Consider the following 17,882-nt stretch of genomic DNA (forward strand, 5'->3'; position numbering starts at 1 on the left):
AGGTTTCGTTCCCCTAAATGATTTCGTTCCGATATTATTTCGTTCCGAACAAGCGGTCGCCCGCATCGCCGAGCCCAGGGATAATGTACCCATGATCGTCCAAATAATCGTCGATGGCGGCCACATAAATATCTACATCCGGATGCGCTTTCTGTACGGCCTGGATGCCTTCCGGCGCCGCAATCAGGCACATCAGCTTCATCTGCGTGCAGTTTCTGTTCTTCAGCGCGGTGATCGCCGCATTCGCCGAGCCTCCGGTGGCCAGCATCGGATCGATCACAATCAGTTCTCTCTCCTGAACGTCGGTAGGCAGCTTCGCATAATACTCCACCGGCTCGAGCGTATCCGGATCGCGGTACAGACCGATATGGCCGACTTTGGCCGCCGGTACGAGCTTCAAAATACCGTCTACCATGCCAAGCCCCGCGCGCAAAATGGGAATCAGCCCTAGCATCCGCCCGGAGATGACGCGGCACTCTGCGGTGGCTACAGGCGTCTGAACCTGCACCTTCTGCAAAGGAATGTCTCTGGTAATCTCGTAAGCCATCAGGGTGGCCACTTCATCGACAAGTTCTCGAAAATCTTTGGTGGTGGTCGACGCATCCCGGATATAAGTCAGCTTATGCTGGATTAGCGGATGATCGCATACAAATACTTTTCCCATAGTAAGTCCCCTTTACGCCAAATCTTGTCTATTATACCACAATTGCAAGTCGTTATCCTAACAAGTTGTCATTTTTGCCGTCTCGTTCGTTGAACTGCCTAATAGCCCCCCCGCGCGGCAAAAAAGCCTCCTTCCGACGGCCGAATGCACAGCATACCGCCGCGGAAAGGGGGCTTATGGATTGACGTCTTACTGGTTCTGCAGCATATGGAACACTTGTTCCACATCCTTGTCTCCCCGGCCGGACAGATTAACGATCAGAATATCGTCGCGGCTCAGCTCGGGAGCGAGCTTCAATGCATAGGCTACGGCATGGGCGCTCTCCAGCGCCGGAATGATGCCTTCGGTTTTGGACAGCACTTGGAAGGCGTTCAGCACTTCCTCGTTCGTTACCGTGTAATATTCCGCGCGCCCGCTTGTCTTCAGATGGCTGTGCTCCGGCCCGATGCCCGGATAATCCAGCCCGGCCGCAATCGAGTAGGTTTTGCGCGGCTCGCCGTTCTCATCGAGCAGCACGAGGCATTTGAAGCCGTGCAGAATGCCCGGAACGCCTTCCGATAACGTCGGCGCCTGGTCCGGTTCCACACCGATCAAACGAACCGACGGTTCATCGATGTAGTGGGCGAACGAGCCGATCGCGTTGCTTCCGCCGCCGGCGCAGGCCAGTACGGCGGTCGGCAGCCGGCCTTCCTTCTCCATAATTTGACGTTTGGATTCCTCGCTGATGACCGATTGAAAATGCTTGACCATCGTCGGGAACGGATGGGGACCTACGGCCGATCCTAGCAAATAGAAGGTGTTCCGGTAGTTTTGCACCAGATCCCCCAGCGCCTCGTCCACCGCATCCTTCAGTCTGCCTTGGCCTTTATCTACGGCAACCACCTTCGCTCCCAGCAGCTCCATGCGAAATACGTTCAAAGCCTGGCGGCGCGTGTCCTCGGCACCCATATAAATCGTGCAATCCATATCGAACATCGCGCATACCGTCGCCGTAGCGACCCCGTGCTGGCCCGCTCCCGTTTCCGCGATGATGCGCTTCGCGCCCATCCGCTTGGCAAGCAGAATTTGTCCCAGCACATTGTTAATTTTATGTGAGCCGGTATGGTTCAAATCTTCGCGCTTTAAATAAATTTTCGCGCCGCCGAGCTTCTCCGTCAAATGCTGGGCATACGTAAGCGGATTTTCCCGGCCGACGTATTCTCTCAAGTAGTATTGAAACTCCTGAACAAACTCCGGATCGTTCTTATATTTCTCGAACTGCTCCGTCAAATAATCCATCACTTCTTGAAGCTCGGGAGGAATAAAACTGCCCCCAAATTCCCCAAAGTAACCTGCGGTTTGTACCGAATCCATCCGTTGCCTTCCTCCTCCAAAACGAAAGTAAAGTCCTGGTATTCATTGTACTAGACCGCCTCCGGGTTGGACAAGCACCGGGTTGCCCGACAAGCTGTTTTTTTTCGCGGAAATGCACCCGCTTGCGTCGACCGCGACAACAAAAAGAGCCGACGGCCACCAAACGGCGGCGCCGGCTCTGTGCAAGGCTAAATGTTAGTAAGAAAGTCCGGGATACAGCGGGAATTGAGCGGTCAAGTCTTTAACCATGCCGCGCGCTTTGTCATGCACTGCCGCATCGGCAGGATTTTTCAAAGTCAAAGCGATAATTTTGGCGATCGTCTTCATCGCTTCTTGATCCATGCCGCGGGATGTAGCGGCCGGAGTGCCCACGCGGATACCGCTTGTGATCATCGGCTTCGCCGGATCGAACGGGATCGCGTTTTTGTTGACCGTAACGCCCACTTCGTCAAGCAGATGCTCGGCGTCTTTACCGCTGATGTTCAAATTGCGCAGGTCGATCAGCATCAAGTGGTTGTCGGTACCGCCGGATACGAGATCGACGCCTTCGGCGATCAACGACTCGGCCAGCGTTTTGGCGTTGTTGACGACGTTTTGCGCATACGTTTTGAATTCAGGCTGCAGCGCTTCGCCGAACGATACGGCTTTGGCCGCGATCGTATGCATCAGCGGTCCGCCTTGCGTGCCCGGGAATACCGCTTTATCGATAGCCGCCGCCCATGGCTTGCGGCACAGGATCATACCGCCGCGAGGACCGCGCAGCGTCTTGTGCGTCGTCGTCGTGACGAAATGAGCGTAAGGAACCGGATTCTGGTGCAAGCCTGCCGCTACAAGGCCGGCGATGTGCGCCATATCGACCATCAAGAGAGCGCCGACATCGTTAGCGATCTGGCCCAATGCTTCGAAGTCGATCATACGCGGATAAGCGCTCGCTCCGGCAACGATCATGCGGGGCTTATGCTTGAACGCCGCTTTGCGGACTTCGTCATAATCGATCCGGGAATCGGATTCTCTGACGCCGTAAGCGACGAAGTTGTACAAGAGACCGGAAGCGTTGACCGGGCTGCCGTGCGTCAAATGGCCGCCGTGCGCCAGGTTCATGCCGAGCACGGTATCTCCGGGCTGCAGCGCAGCCAAATAAACCGCCATGTTCGCTTGCGCGCCGGAGTGAGGCTGCACGTTCGCATGTTCTGCGCCGAACAATTCTTTAGCGCGGTCGCGTGCGATCTCTTCGACGATGTCGACGTATTCGCAGCCGCCGTAGTAGCGTCTGCCCGGATAACCTTCGGCATATTTGTTCGTCAGGACGGTGCCCATAGCTTGCATAACGGCTTCGCTGACAAAGTTTTCGGAAGCGATCAGTTCGATTTTATCGCGCTGGCGGCCAATTTCAAGATTCATAGCCTCGACGATTTTCGGGTCTTGTTTGCGTAATTGTTCCACGGATAAATCCTCCTTTATGATCATGAGATAGATTTAAAATGAATCCTGTTCATGCAGGTATTGCCTTTTATGTTATAAACCGATTCGTTCCTCCGGCGGCCGGCAAGCGGTCAGGAGCACGTCCCCTCGCCGTCCGGTTCCGCCGTATAGACGGCCCGAGCGCCGCCAATCAGCTTAGGACGCGTATAGGCCATCTGCACATACGCTTGACCGATCATCCGTATGGACGGTCTAAGAGGGACCGCCACCCGCTTCAGATGCATGCCGATCAGCGTGCCGCCGATATCGATACCGGCATGGGCTTCGATCGTCTCCACGACTAAGGCGTCCTTCAGATGCTTGAAAGCGTAGGAGGCCATAGAACCGCCGGCGCGGGGCACCGGTACGACCGCAACCTGCTCTAGCCGATACTCCCGCATTGCTGCCCGCTCCACGACCAGCGCGCGGTTCAGATGCTCGCAGCATTGAAACGCGGGGTAAAAGCCGGATTCGGCACGCACCGTCTCTATTGCGGCAAACAACTGCTCGGCAACCCGCTCCGTTCCGGATGTGCCGATGTGCTTGCCGAGCACCTCGCTCGTGCTTGTCCCGAACACGACAATTTGCCCCGGCTGAATGCCGCCCGCCCGGACCAGCTCGCGAAGCGCTTGTTCCATCGGAGCGCGAATCGCGCCAAAATCCAGTGCGTCGGAAACGGTTGATACGTCAAGACCGGAATGTTCGCTGTTGTTCAAGATCATCGCCTCTTCCTGTCAAGCTGCCCGCTTAAGGATGAATCGCGTACTTGTCTTCCAATGCTTTGACTTTATTGATCCGGTTTTGATGGCGTTCCCCTTGCGAAAATTCGGTTTCGAGCCAGATTTTCACAATCTCCTGCGCGACTCCCGGCCCGATCACTCTCTCGCCCATCGCAAGCACATTCGTATCGTTGTGCTCTCGCGTCGCTTTAGCGGAGAATAAGTCGTGAACCAGCGCACAGCGAATGCCCGGCACCTTGTTCGCGGCGATCGTCATGCCGATCCCCGTTCCGCAGATCAGAATCCCTTTGTCCGCTTGGCCGGCAACGACTTGATCGCATACCGCAATCGCATAATCCGGATAATCGACGGAATCCGAACAATTACAGCCCAGATCGGTGACCTGATGCCCGAGCGATTCGATAAACCCAATCAATTCATCCTTCAAACGAACTCCCGCGTGGTCTGCTCCCATTGCAATTTTCATGTGTCTTTAGCCTCCTAACCATAGTTAGCTTCATTATACCCGAAATATGGCTGAAACACGAAAAAAGAGCATACTGCGTGCTGATATCAGCACGACGATGCTCTTTGCCCAGGCGACCGGCCGTATACCCCGATGCTCCACTGTGGTTACTCCCACTCGTCGCCAGTTACACCGGGTCTGTTCATGTACCCTTATCATAACGGAAATGACGTTTCCTGTAAAGCCTAAAACGGCTCTAAGCGCGAACCTGCGCGTTTAATTTTTAAGCTTCGCAATCAGCTTGACAAGCGCCCCTTCAATTTCGGCGGCGCACTCGCGGTACAGCGATAACGGGCCTCCGAACGGGTCGGCGATATCATAGTCGGGCAGCTTGCGTTCCAGCGTTAAAATCCGCGCCCGCTCCTCGTCCGTAACTTGCTGGGACAAAGCGCGCTTAACCTGAAGATCGGCAATCAGCCGCTCCATTTCGGCAATGCGCTCGGCCGCTCCCGGGTCGTCCTCGACGAACTCCTTCAGCGTAAAAATTTTGTCCATATGCTCCGGATATTTTCCGATCGCATGCTGTTTATGGCCGGAAGTCATCGTCAAAATCACATCGGCCCATTCCATTAGCGGCTTCGTCAAAGCGTTGGAGGTGATGCTGTCGTCAAAGCCTTTTTCTTTTAAAACCGAGGCGGCGTGATTGGACACGGGCGACCCGTCGAATGCCGCAACCCCGGCCGAGCGAACTTCAATATGCCGCAAATCGTGCTCCTCCAGCATCCTCCTAAGAATCCCTTCGGCCATCGGACTGCGGCAGGTGTTGCCTGTGCAAACGAATAAGATTCGATTCATGGGGATTCCCTGCCTTTTTCTCAAATTGTACATTAACATCATTGTACCTTAAAACGCTGCAAATAGGGGCAGCGAGATCATCCATTTTTGGCAAAGCCAAGCTTATAGTAAAAAATGCAGGCCGAAAGCCAGCAGGATAACGCCTCCCATGGCTTCCCCATATTCGCCTATCCAGCGTCCCATTTTGCTGCCGAGCAGCAGGCCGATTATAGACATCATCCCTCCGACCGTACCGAACATCACCACGGTGAGCGCCATATCGCCGGCGAACATGCCGAGCGATACGCCGACGGAGAACGAATCGATGCTGACGCTAAGCGCAAACAGCGTAATCCCCCATAGCGTCCGGTGATCGATCGACCTCGTCTCTTCTCCCTTTAGGGAGCTGTATACCATATGTACGCCAAGCAGCAGGAGCAGGGCTCCGCCGGCCTTGGTAGCTATGCCGCCGAGCAGCGAGCTGACATAGCTCCCCATAAACATCCCCAGCAGGGGCATGAGCATATGGAACAAAGCGATCACTACGCTAAGCTTCAAAATATCCAGCTTCCGTATGCCCTTCATGCCAATCCCTATGCCCAGCGACAGCGCGTCCAGCCCGAGGGCGACAGCCATAATGAATATTGCAATGAATTGCCCCAGCATTAGCGGCGTTGCCCAATCCATATCCCCTTACCCCCTGTCCCGTTCCTAATCAACATATGCGGACGAGTAGGGAAACATGCCTTCGGGCGCCCAGCCGGGCATCGGGATGCTGTGATATAATGCCGGAATGAGTCTTACATCCCATTTATCGCAGGAGGAATCCGATTATGAGCATCTCATCCCCCCGCATCGGCGTCGGCGCGGTCATACTAAATCCCGAGCGGCAGGTGCTGCTGGTTTTGCGCAAAAAACATCCCGAAGCCGGAACATGGAGCATCCCCGGAGGCAAGCTGGAGCTGTATGAATCGTTGGAGCAGGCCGTCCTCCGCGAAGTAAACGAAGAAGTCGGTCTTGATCTGAAGCGCGTCGCGATGCTGTGCACAGCCGAAACGATAAGGCCGGATAACGGCGAGCATTGGATCTCTATTATCTACAAGGCCGAAGGCGTCCAAGGCACGGCCCGTAACTTGGAGCCGGAAGCTATCGGCGGCATAGGCTGGTTTCCGTTGAATGACCTCCCGGAACCGATCGCCTGCTTTACAAAGCCTGCCCTGGAGAGATGCGCGCAGCTGTCTTCCGGACCTTATTAGCATTATGACAACAAGCATCTCCCGCTTCGTCGGAAAATATCCGCATCTGCGGGAGGACAGAAGCCAGCGCGAGTGCAGCAAGGTGAAATGAAACAATAGTAACCTCGTCTCGTATGATTGCAGGAACAAATCCCCCAAAAGCCATCCATGCCGCCGACGCGGCACCACAGACAATGGAAATGGGGTACCAAGAGTAATTTCCAGGGTAGTGACGTGATACACTGAAGCTTATTCCGTCCGCATCCAGCCTAGGCTGGATCGGCGTCTAACCATCCCGCTGGGATCGTTCTATGGGTAGACTTTACTTTCGGGGCAGCACCCGGATTTCCACAGGAAATGGCTGCGCATCATTTCCTGAACAACGAAAAAAACATCTTCGGACCGCAGCGCCAAAGCGATGCGGCCGAAGATGTTCCATAACAGGAGCGTATGCGCGGCAGAACCATCGCTGCGCCTGCTTATATGGCAAGATTAACGATAGCAAGTTAAGAGATTAAAATAAATAAATTCCCTCACACGCGGATGACCGTATCTCCGGCAGCTTTGCGCATCCGGTTCATGATCGCGGCCCCGATACCTTCCTCGGGGCAAGCTTCGGCCATAATGAAGTCCGCGCCGACTTCATCAAACTCACGCAGCGCGGCGTACAGGCCGTGCGCCACCGATTCCAGGTCGCCGAGGCTGCCGCAGGCGACCACATGATCCGCGCGCAGAGCGCCGGCGTGCTCACGGTAGGTGAGGACGCCGGTACGCTCCCCGCGCGCGCGGGCGGCATCGAGCTCGCGCTGGATGCGAGCGAGCACCCGTTCAGGCGCATCGCCCTGAACGAGAGTCATCACGCCGCGCGGCGCGTAGTGCGTGTATTTCATCCCCGGCGCGCGCGGCGCCGCGGCGGCATCCTCCCGGTGCGCCGTCTCGCGCACCGTAACGCCGGGCAGCGCGGCGCGCAGCTGCGCCGCGGTAACGCCACCCGGCCGCAGGATGTGGAGTACCCCAGCCCTCGCCCCGGCTTCGCCTTCAGGCGCTGCGGGCACGTACTCCACCACCGTCGACTCCAGACCGACGCCGGTCGGTCCCCCGTCGACGATGCCGCCGATGCGGCCGCCGAGATCCTCCAACACATGCGACGCCTGTGTTGGGCTGGGCCTGCCCGAGCGGTTCGCGCTCGGCGCGGCGACAGGGCAGCCTGCGGCGGCGATCAGCCGCAGCGCGACCGGGTGGTCGGGCATGCGCACCCCGACCGTTGACAGCCCCGCGGTCACCAGCGGGGAGAGAACGCCGGGCTTGACCGGCAGCACGACGGTCAAGGGGCCGGGCCAGAACGCGTCGAGCAAACGCGAAACGGCCTCGTCCGGAGAAGCCGCAAGCTTCTCCAGCTGAGACCGGTCGGCGATATGCACGATCAGCGGGTTATCGGACGGCCTGCCTTTGGCCGCAAAGATTTGTTCAACGGCTGCGGTTTGCCTCGCATCGGCTCCCAGCCCGTAGACGGTTTCGGTCGGAAAGGCGACCGTCCCGCCTTCCTGAAGCACTTGGGCCGCTTCCTGAAGCCATTCCGGCCGCGGACCATCCGCTGCTGCAACTTTCCAGTACGTCGTCATCCTCATTCCATCCTCGTATAGTATTTCTAGAACCAAGTTTTAAGCCGATTTCCAGTTCCCATGGGAACTGGCCGCAAACTTTTCGATTTCCAGTAAATCGCACCTTGAAAATTGCAAAAGGGACTGGACTTTCCCGCATGCCTCTGGACAATAGATCATAGGGATCTATCGGGGAAATTCTTTCTCCTCCTGTAGCACGTCTACATTTCTAAGTCTGTTTCTCCGGTACGTGTCTGAGCTTCTGACCCGCTGGCCGTTCCCTTCGGCACCCCATGCCTGGCCTAGCAAGCCAGGGCAGCTCATGGACCGAAGCGTGTTCTTATAGGCGAGGGTGATTGATCTGCGCGTGCGCCGGAGGCATCCCGGAGAGTCTATTCCCTGCATCCCTCATCGAAAGGAGGAAATTCCATTTGACGCTTTTTGTCGGTATTGACGTCAGTTCGAAAGAACTGGAAACGTGTTTCATGAACACAGACGGGGATAAGCTCGAGACCCTCACAGTGAAAAACAATCTGGAGGGGGCTGCTCATCTGCGAGATCGCATCGTTGCCTTAGCGGACAAGCACGCGGTCTCCGAGATTCACATTGGGCTTGAATCGACCTCGGTCTACAGCTGGCATCCCGCCATGTACCTGCATAGTGACCCTACACTCCAGGAGCGCCATACCAAGGTCTTTACCATGAATCCAAAGTTGGTCAGCAAGTTCCGAGAAACCTATCCCGACCTGAATAAAACCGACCGGCTTGATGCCTGGGTGATTGCGGACCGTCTGCGCTTCGGGCGGCTGACAACCACCATTGTCATGCAGGAGCAGTATGTTGCGCTCCAGCGTTTAACGCGCATGCGGTTTCACTTGATCCATAACCTGACGCGCGAGAAACAGTACTTCTTGCAAAACCTGTTCTACAAGTGCAATGCCTTCACGACCGAAGTCGAGAGCTCGGTGTTCGGCCATGCCATCCTTGAGATGCTCTCCGAAAAGTACAGTCTGGACGACATCGCGACGATGGATGTCGGCGATCTGGCCGACTACTTGCGGGACAAGGGGCGCAATCGCTTCCCGGATCCCGAGAACGTCGCGCGCTGCATTCAGAAAGCGGCCAGAGCCTCTTACCGGCTGTCCAAAGTCGTCGAGGATTCCATTGATCTTGTGCTGGGTACATCCATTCAAGCAATCCGGAGCATCCAGGCTCAGCTCAAGGATTTGGACAAGGCGATTGAGCAAATTCTCGAGACGATCCCTGGCTCCCTGTGCCTGCGTTCTGTTCCCGGCATTGATCGCGTCTATGCCGCTGGCATCCTTGCCGAGATCGGTGACATCGAGCGCTTTAGCGACCAAGCCGCTGTCGCCAAGTATGCTGGCCTCACCTGGCGCAAGAGCCAGTCTGGCGCCTTTGAAGCCGAAGACACCAAACGGATTAAATCCGGCAACCGATTCCTTCGCTATTACCTCGTTGAAGCTGCCAACTCGGTAAAGAACCGCGATGAAGAATTCGGCGAGTACTACCGGAAGAAATACAAGGAAGTGCCCAAGCACCAACATAAACGCGCCCTCGTCTTAACCGCAAGAAAGCTTGTGCGTCTGGTCGATGTGCTGCTACGCAACGGCCAACTCTATACGCCACGGAAGAAGGTGACGCCTGCGAAGGATTAACGCCTCCTTTGCTAAAGTCCCTGGCATAATTCCCAGTTAAAATCTGGATATTATCTCGATTTTTCGCTGGGTTTAGTTTGAGCTGTCCTTTTTTCGGCACTCCCAGCTGTTACAGCCAAGAAAATTTCCAATTCCACCGATTCGGGGACTTGACATCATACCGCTGGACTTATCGCAATTATCTTCCTATTTCCGAGGGCTCCTCCGGAGGCTCCAAAGCCGATTCGCTCCGGCGGGAAACCATATCCATCGAGAAGCCGTATCTATGAATGGGACGCGCAATTACGCGCATCCCGGCATTTTCCGCTTTCCAGCGTCTCTCGCTCCGCAGCCGCCGTTTCATCATCGTTCAAGCGAACAGGGAGCCGAGCTTTTTCAATAAATCCCACAGAAAGAAGTGAATTTCCGGTTGAACCGGCTCGGCGTCGACCGCCGCAACTACCGATTGGCCCCCGGCCGCTTTAGCCTGCGATTCGGAAGACGCATGGGCCTTAGACTCCTTGACCGCAGCCGTCTTCACTTCGCTTGCAGTCTTGCCGCTTGGATCTGCCGATGCTTCTTTTTCTTTAACGGAGGAATCGGCTGGAACCGCTTGCGCATGAACTTCGTCTTCTTTCTTCGCGATCACTTCCGAGTCGACGAAGCACAGCGGCGGGAACAGCACACACCACCAATTTTGTCCTTCGGCTTTTCCGATCGATACGCGAAGCGCCTCATAATCACCGGCAGGATACACCTCGTTGCCGTACATTTTGGTCGGGAACGGCACGATGCCCAGCTCCACTTGATACGAGTAGGAGAAACCGTTTTTCTTGAGCGTGGCGCCGACAAGCTCGCTGAGCTCCGGCAAATGGGCGCGAACGGTTTGTCTCGCTTCGTCAATGGTTTGAGGACCGGTCACCCACTGCTTCATTTGCTCCACGATCGCATCGCGAACCTCGCGTTTGACCCATTGATCGGAGGGGGAATCAGAGTTGGCCAGAATGCGCAGACGAATCGATTCCTGAGGGATCAGACCCTTCTGATCTTCCCCCGCCCCGCCGTTCATATTCGAAGCATAGACCACAGCGTTATTGCGCTGAGCTTCCCAACAAGAGATTAATAGAATAAGTGCAAAAACGATATAAAAATAACGCAGTCTGGAAGTCCGCTTCACCATGATTATTACCCCTCTCGAATCGGTATCATAGTATTAGTATGAACCGATTGAAGAGGGTTTAAACCTAGCAATCTATCTTTTTGGGATACGAAATCGATAGGATGCTAGGAGTCTGTCCGACGGAGTTGCTTTTGTGCATAGCGAAGAATACTGACTGCCTTTTTTGCCGCTAACGCTGCATGATCACTGTCGTTTTACATATATACCTTCTACGTCGTTCATCGGACAGACTCCCAGATACGCGATGACAAAGCGGCCCGAGAGCCTACAGCCGGCAGGTTGCGGCAGCGAACGGCCTCCCCGATCGGCCGCAGATCGCGCGTCTATCGCATCCTTTATGAATCACTCGACCGAGCCTGTCTGCATCTCAGGCTCGTTATATCGAACGGCAATCACATGCCGGTCGATTCCGGCCAAATCCGGTATGATCTGGACTTCATCCCATTTCGCCGCAGCGGACAGCATTTGCGCCACAGCGGAAGCCTGCCCCATGCCGACCTCCAGGCCGACGAGCGAAGGCATCGCCGCAAGCTCTGCCAGCTGCGCGATCAGACGGCGGTACAGCTCCAGCCCGTCCTTCCCGCCGTAGAGCGCGGAAGGCGGCTCGTACAGCCGTACCTCCGGCTGCAGCCCCTCCTCATCCGCCTCCGGAATGTACGGCGGATTGGACACGACCGCATCGAGGCGCAACCCCTGCTCGATGTAAGGCTTCAGCAGGTCGCCCTCCAAGAACGCGACCCGCCCTTCAACCCCGTTGCGCCGGGCGTTATCCCGGGCAATCGCCAGAGCGGCCGGCGAAATGTCCGAGCTCATAAGGCGCCACTCCGGACATTGTACGGCCAAGGTGACGGCGATTGCCCCGCTCCCCGCGCCGATGTCGGCCACCAGCGGCGGCTCTCTCCGCTGCAGCCGCAGTTCCCCTTCGGCCTGCCGCATATCCGGCTTCCGATCTGCCGCCCGTTCTGCATGATCGGCCCCTACATCATTCCTCTTATGTCTCGCCGATCCGTCGGACCACAGCTTCCTGCCGAGCAGCACAACCTGCTCGACAAGCAGCTCCGTCTCCGGCCGCGGAATCAGCACGGCCGGATTCACCGTAAAGGGAAGCCCGTAAAACTCCTGCTCCCCGATAATATACTGCACGGGCTCCCCAGCAGCCTTGCGTTCCAACAGCCGGCGCCATTCCTCAAGCCGTTCCACGGGGAACAATTCCTGCCAACGCAGCAGCAGCTCGCTGCGGCTCCACCCGCACAGATGCTGCAGCAGCAGCTCCGCGCAGCTGGCCGCTTCATTCACGCGATGTCCCTGTAAAAAAGAAGAAGCCTCCACATAGGCTTCACGAATAGTAGGCTTCCGTTCGACGGTCATCTGTTTATGCTTGTTCTCCTTTATCCATAAGCTCCGATTGCGTGGCAATCGTCAGCGCGGACACGATCTCTTCCATATCTCCGTTCAGCACGGCATCCAAACGATGCAGCGTAAGCCCGATCCGATGATCCGTCACACGACTTTGCGGGAAGTTGTACGTCCGAATCCGTTCGCTGCGATCCCCCGTACCGACTTTGCTTTTCCGCTCGCCGGCGTACTTGGACATCTCTTCCTGCTGGAGCTTGTCGAAAATCCGGGCGCGCAGCACCTGCAGCGCCTTTTCTTTATTCGAGTTCTGCGATTTCCCGTCCTGGCATGTCGCCACGATTCCGGTAGGAACGTGGGTTACGCGAACGGCCGATTTCGTCGTATTGACGGACTGTCCGCCGGCGCCGCTGGAGCAGAACGTATCGACGCGAATATCGTTATCGTTAATTTCAATATCGATATCCTCCATCTCCGGCAGCACAGCCACCGTTGAGGTCGACGTATGAATGCGTCCGCCCGACTCGGTCGTCGGAATGCGCTGCACCCGGTGAGCGCCGCTCTCGAATTTCAGCTTGCTGTAAGCCCCTTTGCCGTTCACCATAAAAATAATTTCTTTAAATCCGCCCAGATCGTTCATGCTGACATCCATAATCTCGGTACGCCAGCCCTGCATATCCGCGTATTTCGTGTACATCCGGTACAAGTCCGATGCGAACAACGCCGCCTCGTCTCCGCCCGCCGCGCCGCGAATCTCCACAATGACGTTCTTATCGTCGTTAGGGTCTTTGGGAAGCATCAAAATTTTAATGCGCTCCTCAAGCTCCTCCTTGCGCTGGGTCAACTCTTCCAGCTCCATTTTGACAAGCTCGCGCATTTCATCGTCCAGCTTCTCGTTTTGCATGACCCGCGCAGCATCATACTGCTCAACGACGCTTTTATATTCCGTGTAAGCTTCATAAGCTTCCTGCAAATCGGACTGCTCTTTGGAATACTCCCGCAGCTTCTTCGTATCGCTAGTTACGTCCGGATCGCATAACAGCTCGCTTAATTTCTCGTACCGGTCCGCCAGCGATTGCAGTCTGTCCAACATGTTGATTCACCCCTTATGCCTGTATATCCGTTATTATATAGTTTAGACGTTAAAACGGAAGTGCATAACATCTCCGTCCTGCACCACGTATTCTTTTCCTTCCAGCCGAAGCTGCCCCTTCTCCTTGGCCGCATTCATCGATCCGGCAGCCACCAGCTCGTCGTAGCTGACGACCTCCGCACGGATAAACCCGCGCTCGAAGTCGGTGTGAATGACGCCGGCCGCTTGCGGCGCTTTGGTTCCTCTGCGAATCGTCCATGCGCGCACTTCTTGCACGCCGGCCGTAAAATACGTATACAAACCGAGCAGCTTGTAAGCGGCCTTGATCAGACGGTTCAAGCCCGATTCCTGAAGACCGAGCTCCTCAAGGAACATCGCCTTGTCTTCGCCCTCCAGCTCGGCGATTTCCGATTCCACCTTGGCGCTAATTGGCACGACTTCCGCGCCTTCCTTGGCTGCGTACTCGCGCACCTGCTGCACGAACGGATTATCGTCCGCCGCGGCCACTTCCTCCTCGCTCACATTGGCCGCATACAGCATCGGCTTCATCGTCAGCAAGTGCAGATCGCGGATCAGCAGCTTCTCCTCGTCGCTCAGCTCCACGCTGCGCGCCGGTTTGTCGTTGTACAGCGCCTCTTTGATCCGCTCCAGACATTCCACCTCGGCCGCGTATTTTTTGTCGCCGCCCTTCATGTTTTTGCGGGAACGGTCAATGCGCTTCTCCACCGACTCCACATCGGCCAGAATCAGCTCCAGATTGATCGTTTCAATATCGCTGATCGGGTTTACCGTCCCGGAGACATGGGTAATATTTTCATCCTGAAAGCATCTGACCACATGAACGATCGCATCCACTTCACGGATATGGGCCAGAAACTTGTTGCCCAATCCTTCTCCGCGGCTTGCGCCTTTGACCAAGCCCGCAATGTCTACGAATTCAAACGCCGTAGGCACAACATTCTTGGGAACGACGATCTCGGTAAGCTTGACAAGACGCTCATCGGGAACCTCTACCACACCGACATTCGGATCTATCGTACAAAAAGGGTAATTCGCCGACTCTGCGCCCGCTTGCGTAATCGCATTAAACAAAGTGGATTTGCCAACGTTCGGCAGGCCCACAATCCCCGCTTTTAAAGCCATGTATAGGACAACTCCTTAGTTAACGTTATTCAATATCCCTAAATATTTATTATATCGCAAAAATGGGGTCTCTGTCACCTTTGTGCCGCTTTTCCATATTTTATTTGGCAAGCGACGAACAGAAGACGAACCCCCTCCTCCGAAAAAGCGACATGATGCTTCGAGGCTGATTCCGTCCGCATTTTCCTATGCAACAAACAGCCGACCCGCTCGGGCGGCGGATCGGCTGCTTTTCATACGACTGAAGCATTTATTTAAACAATCTTTTCTCCGCGTTCTCATGCTTGCGGCTGAAGTAGGCTTCCACTTGCTTTCGCAGGATGTACGCCCGCAAAGAAGTCGATTTATCCCCGCTTAGGTCGATAAATTGGGCGCCGTAATAATGGCGTTCCCCCAGCATCTCCTGCCTTACGATCTCCGCCTTTCCGATCAAATCGAATCCAAGCTCCAGTTCCACTTCGATCTGCCCGGCATTTCCAAGCCCCAGCTCTTCCCGCACGGTAAAACCGATGCCGCTGACGCTAATATTCATCAGATGGATGGCCAACTTAGGATCAAGCTCCCGCCGCTGCTGCCTTCCCGTTCCGATCACGGCGTGGATAAGACCGTTCTCGTCCACCGCCGTCCGGCTGTGCAGCAAAATGCCGGCAGGGCTTTTGTACTTCTCTCCGGTGTAATCGTAGCCCGCTTTGGCTGCTGCCGGCTTTAATGACATGACAGATCCCCCTTTCGCTCACATGATATCGGTTTGATGCAGCGCCATTGCGCTTGTCCGCGAGCCTGATCGCAGCCCAAATAAAGACCGTCCTCCTCCGTCTCCGGAAAACCGCCTTCAACCACCGGGCATTCTTTATAATACCTTCCTTATTCGGCGGCCAGGCTGTCATAGTCCCAACGGACCTTAGACCCTGTAGCTTTGCGTCCCTGCCTTTCGGCAGGTTTGCTATGGACGAACAGACTACATCAGTATTTGCTTCTAGTGCGATGCATCTACAGCTCATTAGGAACATAGACCTATTCCTTTTATTATACAAGGGCAGCCTTGATTCAGGCAACTGCCTGCGATTAGGATTAACGAATTCTACACATACAGGTATAATAAGATCAGAACGCATTTGGGGTACGAGACGATTCTTGCCGGGCACCGCCTCTGATTTCTTAAATCGATAACCCGCAATCCGCTAATAGGTTGAAGTCCAAGGACAAAGGCGAACGCTACCGCTTCTAAGCCAGTTTGTCTTCCCAAAACTATTGCTATATGACAGAAAAGGTGAATCGTATGGATACGAACCGAATCCGCCCGTCAGCGGAAAGCCTCACGCAAGGTCGCCTTATCGTTTTGTTCGATGGAGAATGCCGCTTTTGCAGCGGATGGGTGAAATTTCTCATCCGGCACGACCGGGCCGATCGCTTCCGCTTTGCCCCGCTCCAATCCGAAGCGGCTCGTTCTCTGCTGCCTTCAGCGGCGCTTTCCGCAGCGGATATGGACTCCGTCGTATTGCTTGACGGCGAAGACGTCTACACGCACTCTTCCGCCGTACTACGCATATGCCGTCGATTGGGCGGCGGCTGGGCGCTGCTCGGAGTCTTCAGTTTCATCCCGTCCCGGCTTCGCGACGCCCTATACCGCTGGGTCGCCAAACACCGTTACCTTATAGCCGGACGAGAGCAGAGCTGTATCGTTCCGACGGAAGAAATCCGGCGCAAATTTATCGGCTGAATATTCCTTTATTCTCTCTGGCACAGAGACGACCTTTACCAAATTTCAAGGGAATTGCAGGCGATATCCCCAGTTTCTACAGAGGAATGTGAACAATATTGAAGTTATCCACAATGTTATCCACAGCATGTTAACAAATCGAATATTTGTTCGTTTGGCGGGCTTTGTGGATAAGTAAAACGTAGAAAAGAGGTGCCTGTGTGCAAGAACATATTCCATTTATGAACGCAGCCATTGAAGAAGCCCGCAAGGCCGAAGCGCTGCTCGAAGTGCCTATCGGCGCCGTCGTCGTCTGGCAGGATCGAATCATCGGCCGCGGGCATAATCTGCGCGAAACGTCGCGCGACCCGCTCTCCCATGCCGAGCTTATCGCGATCAAGGAAGCCAGCAATTATCTGCAAGCCTGGCGGCTGCTCGATTGCCGGCTGTATGTCACGCTGGAGCCTTGCCCGATGTGCGCCGGGGCGATCGTCCAAGCCCGGATTCCGCAGGTCATCTACGGCACCGCCGATCCCAAGGCTGGCTGCGCAGGCACATTGATGAACCTGCTGCAGGAAGAGCGGTTTAACCATCGCGTCGACGTTGTCAGCGGCGTCCTCCAGGAAGAGTGCAGCTCGATGCTGACGCAATTTTTCCGCCGTCTGCGGGGCAAAGCATAAAAGCAGGAGCACGGGTTAAACCGGCTCCTGCTTCTTTTTTTGCGGCGATACCGCTTTGGCCCCGCGACTATCCGTCTTTTTATGAGATAACGCGATTGTCCGCTCCCCTAAGCTCGACCTGCACATCCTGGGGCAGCACTACCGTCACCGTCATCCAAGGATAATAGGAATTCAGCCCTTGTTCCGTTGGAAGCGGCTTAATCTGTACGTACATCGTTTCTCCCGCCGTATGTACCGAAACAACCTGCTCCTTTTGCAGAGGATGAGATGTCTCGCCCGCCTTCAGCCGCTCCCGGAACGTACCGAATACCTGCAGCTCCCGTACGGACGACTTGTCGATTTTGATTCTCGAATCGGCCGACTGGACTACCACTTTTTTCACGCTATCCCCAAGCGCTTCCTTAACGGGCGGAAGATCGCGGGTTTCCTCCGTGGCCCCCAGCATGGAGCGCACTTCCCCAACAAGACCTACGGACGTAAGAAGTGTAAAACCGAGACAGCCGACGCACAGCATCCCTACGAAAAACAAACTCATCATATCGTAATGAATGCGGCTTTCTTCCTTGCGGGAAAAGCTTAAGTAGACGATAATCTCCAATCCGAGCAGCACCAAAATCAGCGGCCACCACGTAATAAACGTATCGAATGCCTCCAGCCCCTTCCACTGGGAAGCAAACAAAATGCAGCCTAATAAAATGAGGGATATTCCCATCGACAGCGTTCCTACGCGCCATTTTTTCATCGTT

The 17,882-nt window shown here is 55.4% G+C and carries 18 protein-coding genes and 2 riboswitches; of the genes, 4 read left to right on the plus strand and 14 right to left on the minus strand.

Translation table 11 applies throughout. The features are described 5' to 3' along the window. Window positions 1-34: 34 nt before the first annotated feature. The 7 genes from upp to SK3146_RS18490 form a co-directional block, all read right to left on the minus strand. A complete protein-coding gene (gene upp / locus SK3146_RS18460; RefSeq protein ID WP_249860211.1) occupies window positions 35-664 on the minus strand; it encodes a uracil phosphoribosyltransferase in 630 nt (209 codons plus the stop codon). Between the two features lie 189 nt (window positions 665-853). Then, window positions 854-2,017, minus strand: a complete 1,164-nt coding sequence (gene trpB, locus SK3146_RS18465) for a tryptophan synthase subunit beta (RefSeq protein ID WP_249860212.1) — start codon at window positions 2,015-2,017, stop codon at window positions 854-856. Between the two features lie 195 nt (window positions 2,018-2,212). Then, complete coding sequence (glyA, locus tag SK3146_RS18470) at window positions 2,213-3,460, minus strand: serine hydroxymethyltransferase (RefSeq protein ID WP_249860213.1); 1,248 nt, start codon at window positions 3,458-3,460, stop codon at window positions 2,213-2,215. Window positions 3,461-3,570: 110 nt separating this feature from the next. Then, the gene (locus tag SK3146_RS18475) at window positions 3,571-4,200 is read right to left on the minus strand and encodes a TIGR01440 family protein (protein ID WP_434006800.1); all 630 of its coding nucleotides are present in this window, start codon (window positions 4,198-4,200) and stop codon (window positions 3,571-3,573) included. A gap of 25 nt (window positions 4,201-4,225) precedes the next feature. After that, window positions 4,226-4,684, minus strand: coding sequence for a ribose 5-phosphate isomerase B (gene rpiB / locus SK3146_RS18480; protein ID WP_249860214.1), 459 nt, complete (start codon window positions 4,682-4,684; stop codon window positions 4,226-4,228). Window positions 4,685-4,783: 99 nt separating this feature from the next. Further along, window positions 4,784-4,864, minus strand: a riboswitch (ZMP/ZTP riboswitch). Window positions 4,865-4,939: 75 nt separating this feature from the next. After that, a complete protein-coding gene (locus SK3146_RS18485; protein WP_249860215.1) occupies window positions 4,940-5,518 on the minus strand; it encodes a low molecular weight protein arginine phosphatase in 579 nt (192 codons plus the stop codon). A gap of 102 nt (window positions 5,519-5,620) precedes the next feature. After that, window positions 5,621-6,184 carry a manganese efflux pump MntP gene (locus SK3146_RS18490; RefSeq protein WP_249860216.1) on the minus strand — a complete coding sequence of 188 codons (564 nt, stop codon included), beginning with the start codon at window positions 6,182-6,184 and terminating at the stop codon, window positions 5,621-5,623. A 146-nt stretch (window positions 6,185-6,330) separates the two neighbouring features. On the opposite strand from SK3146_RS18490, the gene SK3146_RS18495 reads away from it, so the two are divergent. After that, entirely contained in the window at window positions 6,331-6,753 is a 423-nt protein-coding gene (locus SK3146_RS18495) for an NUDIX domain-containing protein (protein ID WP_249860217.1), read from the plus strand. 512 nt (window positions 6,754-7,265) lie between these two features. Here SK3146_RS18495 and SK3146_RS18500 read toward each other — a convergent pair. Continuing rightward, on the minus strand, window positions 7,266-8,354 hold the full coding sequence (locus SK3146_RS18500; protein WP_249860218.1) for an L-threonylcarbamoyladenylate synthase: 1,089 nt from the start codon (window positions 8,352-8,354) through the stop codon (window positions 7,266-7,268). Between the two features lie 410 nt (window positions 8,355-8,764). On the opposite strand from SK3146_RS18500, the gene SK3146_RS18505 reads away from it, so the two are divergent. Beyond that, window positions 8,765-10,009 carry an IS110 family RNA-guided transposase gene (locus SK3146_RS18505; RefSeq protein WP_249860219.1) on the plus strand — a complete coding sequence of 415 codons (1,245 nt, stop codon included), beginning with the start codon at window positions 8,765-8,767 and terminating at the stop codon, window positions 10,007-10,009. Between the two features lie 349 nt (window positions 10,010-10,358). Here the strand turns inward: SK3146_RS18505 and spoIIR are convergent, their stop codons facing one another. The 5 genes from spoIIR to SK3146_RS18530 all read right to left on the minus strand — a co-directional run bounded on the left by spoIIR (window position 10,359) and on the right by SK3146_RS18530 (window position 15,472). Then, window positions 10,359-11,168, minus strand: a complete 810-nt coding sequence (spoIIR, locus tag SK3146_RS18510) for a stage II sporulation protein R (RefSeq protein ID WP_249860220.1) — start codon at window positions 11,166-11,168, stop codon at window positions 10,359-10,361. 342 nt (window positions 11,169-11,510) lie between these two features. Then, window positions 11,511-12,536 carry a N5-glutamine methyltransferase family protein gene (locus SK3146_RS18515; RefSeq protein WP_249860221.1) on the minus strand — a complete coding sequence of 342 codons (1,026 nt, stop codon included), beginning with the start codon at window positions 12,534-12,536 and terminating at the stop codon, window positions 11,511-11,513. Window positions 12,537-12,540: 4 nt separating this feature from the next. Continuing rightward, complete coding sequence (prfA, locus tag SK3146_RS18520) at window positions 12,541-13,614, minus strand: peptide chain release factor 1 (protein WP_249860222.1); 1,074 nt, start codon at window positions 13,612-13,614, stop codon at window positions 12,541-12,543. A 42-nt stretch (window positions 13,615-13,656) separates the two neighbouring features. Then, entirely contained in the window at window positions 13,657-14,757 is a 1,101-nt protein-coding gene (ychF, locus tag SK3146_RS18525) for a redox-regulated ATPase YchF (protein WP_249860223.1), read from the minus strand. Window positions 14,758-15,007: 250 nt separating this feature from the next. Continuing rightward, complete coding sequence (locus SK3146_RS18530; RefSeq protein ID WP_249860224.1) at window positions 15,008-15,472, minus strand: PilZ domain-containing protein; 465 nt, start codon at window positions 15,470-15,472, stop codon at window positions 15,008-15,010. A gap of 152 nt (window positions 15,473-15,624) precedes the next feature. After that, window positions 15,625-15,712, minus strand: a riboswitch (cyclic di-GMP riboswitch). Window positions 15,713-16,096: 384 nt separating this feature from the next. Between SK3146_RS18530 and SK3146_RS18535 the strand changes: the two genes are divergently transcribed. Beyond that, window positions 16,097-16,477, plus strand: coding sequence for a thiol-disulfide oxidoreductase DCC family protein (locus SK3146_RS18535; RefSeq protein WP_249860225.1), 381 nt, complete (start codon window positions 16,097-16,099; stop codon window positions 16,475-16,477). Between the two features lie 221 nt (window positions 16,478-16,698). After that, entirely contained in the window at window positions 16,699-17,136 is a 438-nt protein-coding gene (gene tadA / locus SK3146_RS18540) for a tRNA adenosine(34) deaminase TadA (protein ID WP_249860226.1), read from the plus strand. A gap of 79 nt (window positions 17,137-17,215) precedes the next feature. On the opposite strand, the gene SK3146_RS18545 is transcribed toward tadA, so the two are convergent. After that, window positions 17,216-17,878: a LiaF transmembrane domain-containing protein gene (locus tag SK3146_RS18545; protein WP_249860227.1), complete on the minus strand. Its 663-nt coding sequence runs from the start codon at window positions 17,876-17,878 to the stop codon at window positions 17,216-17,218. Window positions 17,879-17,882: the final 4 nt, after the last annotated feature.

The organism is Paenibacillus konkukensis (genome assembly GCF_023523925.1).
Taxonomy (GTDB): Bacteria; Bacillota; Bacilli; order Paenibacillales; family NBRC-103111; genus Paenibacillus_S; species Paenibacillus_S doosanensis.

What these genes read in the sequence shown, in the direction of transcription:
- upp (WP_249860211.1), bottom strand. Translation starts at nt 664, where the DNA reads ATGGGAAAAGTATTTGTATGCGATCATCCGCTAATCCAGCATAAGCTG.
- trpB (WP_249860212.1), bottom strand. Translation starts at nt 2,017, where the DNA reads ATGGATTCGGTACAAACCGCAGGTTACTTTGGGGAATTTGGGGGCAGT.
- SK3146_RS18475 (WP_434006800.1), bottom strand. Translation starts at nt 4,200, where the DNA reads ATGATCTTGAACAACAGCGAACATTCCGGTCTTGACGTATCAACCGTT.
- rpiB (WP_249860214.1), bottom strand. Translation starts at nt 4,684, where the DNA reads ATGAAAATTGCAATGGGAGCAGACCACGCGGGAGTTCGTTTGAAGGAT.
- SK3146_RS18485 (WP_249860215.1), bottom strand. Translation starts at nt 5,518, where the DNA reads ATGAATCGAATCTTATTCGTTTGCACAGGCAACACCTGCCGCAGTCCG.
- SK3146_RS18490 (WP_249860216.1), bottom strand. Translation starts at nt 6,184, where the DNA reads ATGGATTGGGCAACGCCGCTAATGCTGGGGCAATTCATTGCAATATTC.
- SK3146_RS18495 (WP_249860217.1), top strand. Translation starts at nt 6,331, where the DNA reads ATGAGCATCTCATCCCCCCGCATCGGCGTCGGCGCGGTCATACTAAAT.
- SK3146_RS18500 (WP_249860218.1), bottom strand. Translation starts at nt 8,354, where the DNA reads ATGACGACGTACTGGAAAGTTGCAGCAGCGGATGGTCCGCGGCCGGAA.
- spoIIR (WP_249860220.1), bottom strand. Translation starts at nt 11,168, where the DNA reads ATGGTGAAGCGGACTTCCAGACTGCGTTATTTTTATATCGTTTTTGCA.
- SK3146_RS18515 (WP_249860221.1), bottom strand. Translation starts at nt 12,536, where the DNA reads ATGACCGTCGAACGGAAGCCTACTATTCGTGAAGCCTATGTGGAGGCT.
- prfA (WP_249860222.1), bottom strand. Translation starts at nt 13,614, where the DNA reads ATGTTGGACAGACTGCAATCGCTGGCGGACCGGTACGAGAAATTAAGC.
- ychF (WP_249860223.1), bottom strand. Translation starts at nt 14,757, where the DNA reads ATGGCTTTAAAAGCGGGGATTGTGGGCCTGCCGAACGTTGGCAAATCC.
- SK3146_RS18530 (WP_249860224.1), bottom strand. Translation starts at nt 15,472, where the DNA reads ATGTCATTAAAGCCGGCAGCAGCCAAAGCGGGCTACGATTACACCGGA.
- tadA (WP_249860226.1), top strand. Translation starts at nt 16,699, where the DNA reads ATGAACGCAGCCATTGAAGAAGCCCGCAAGGCCGAAGCGCTGCTCGAA.
- SK3146_RS18545 (WP_249860227.1), bottom strand. Translation starts at nt 17,878, where the DNA reads ATGAAAAAATGGCGCGTAGGAACGCTGTCGATGGGAATATCCCTCATT.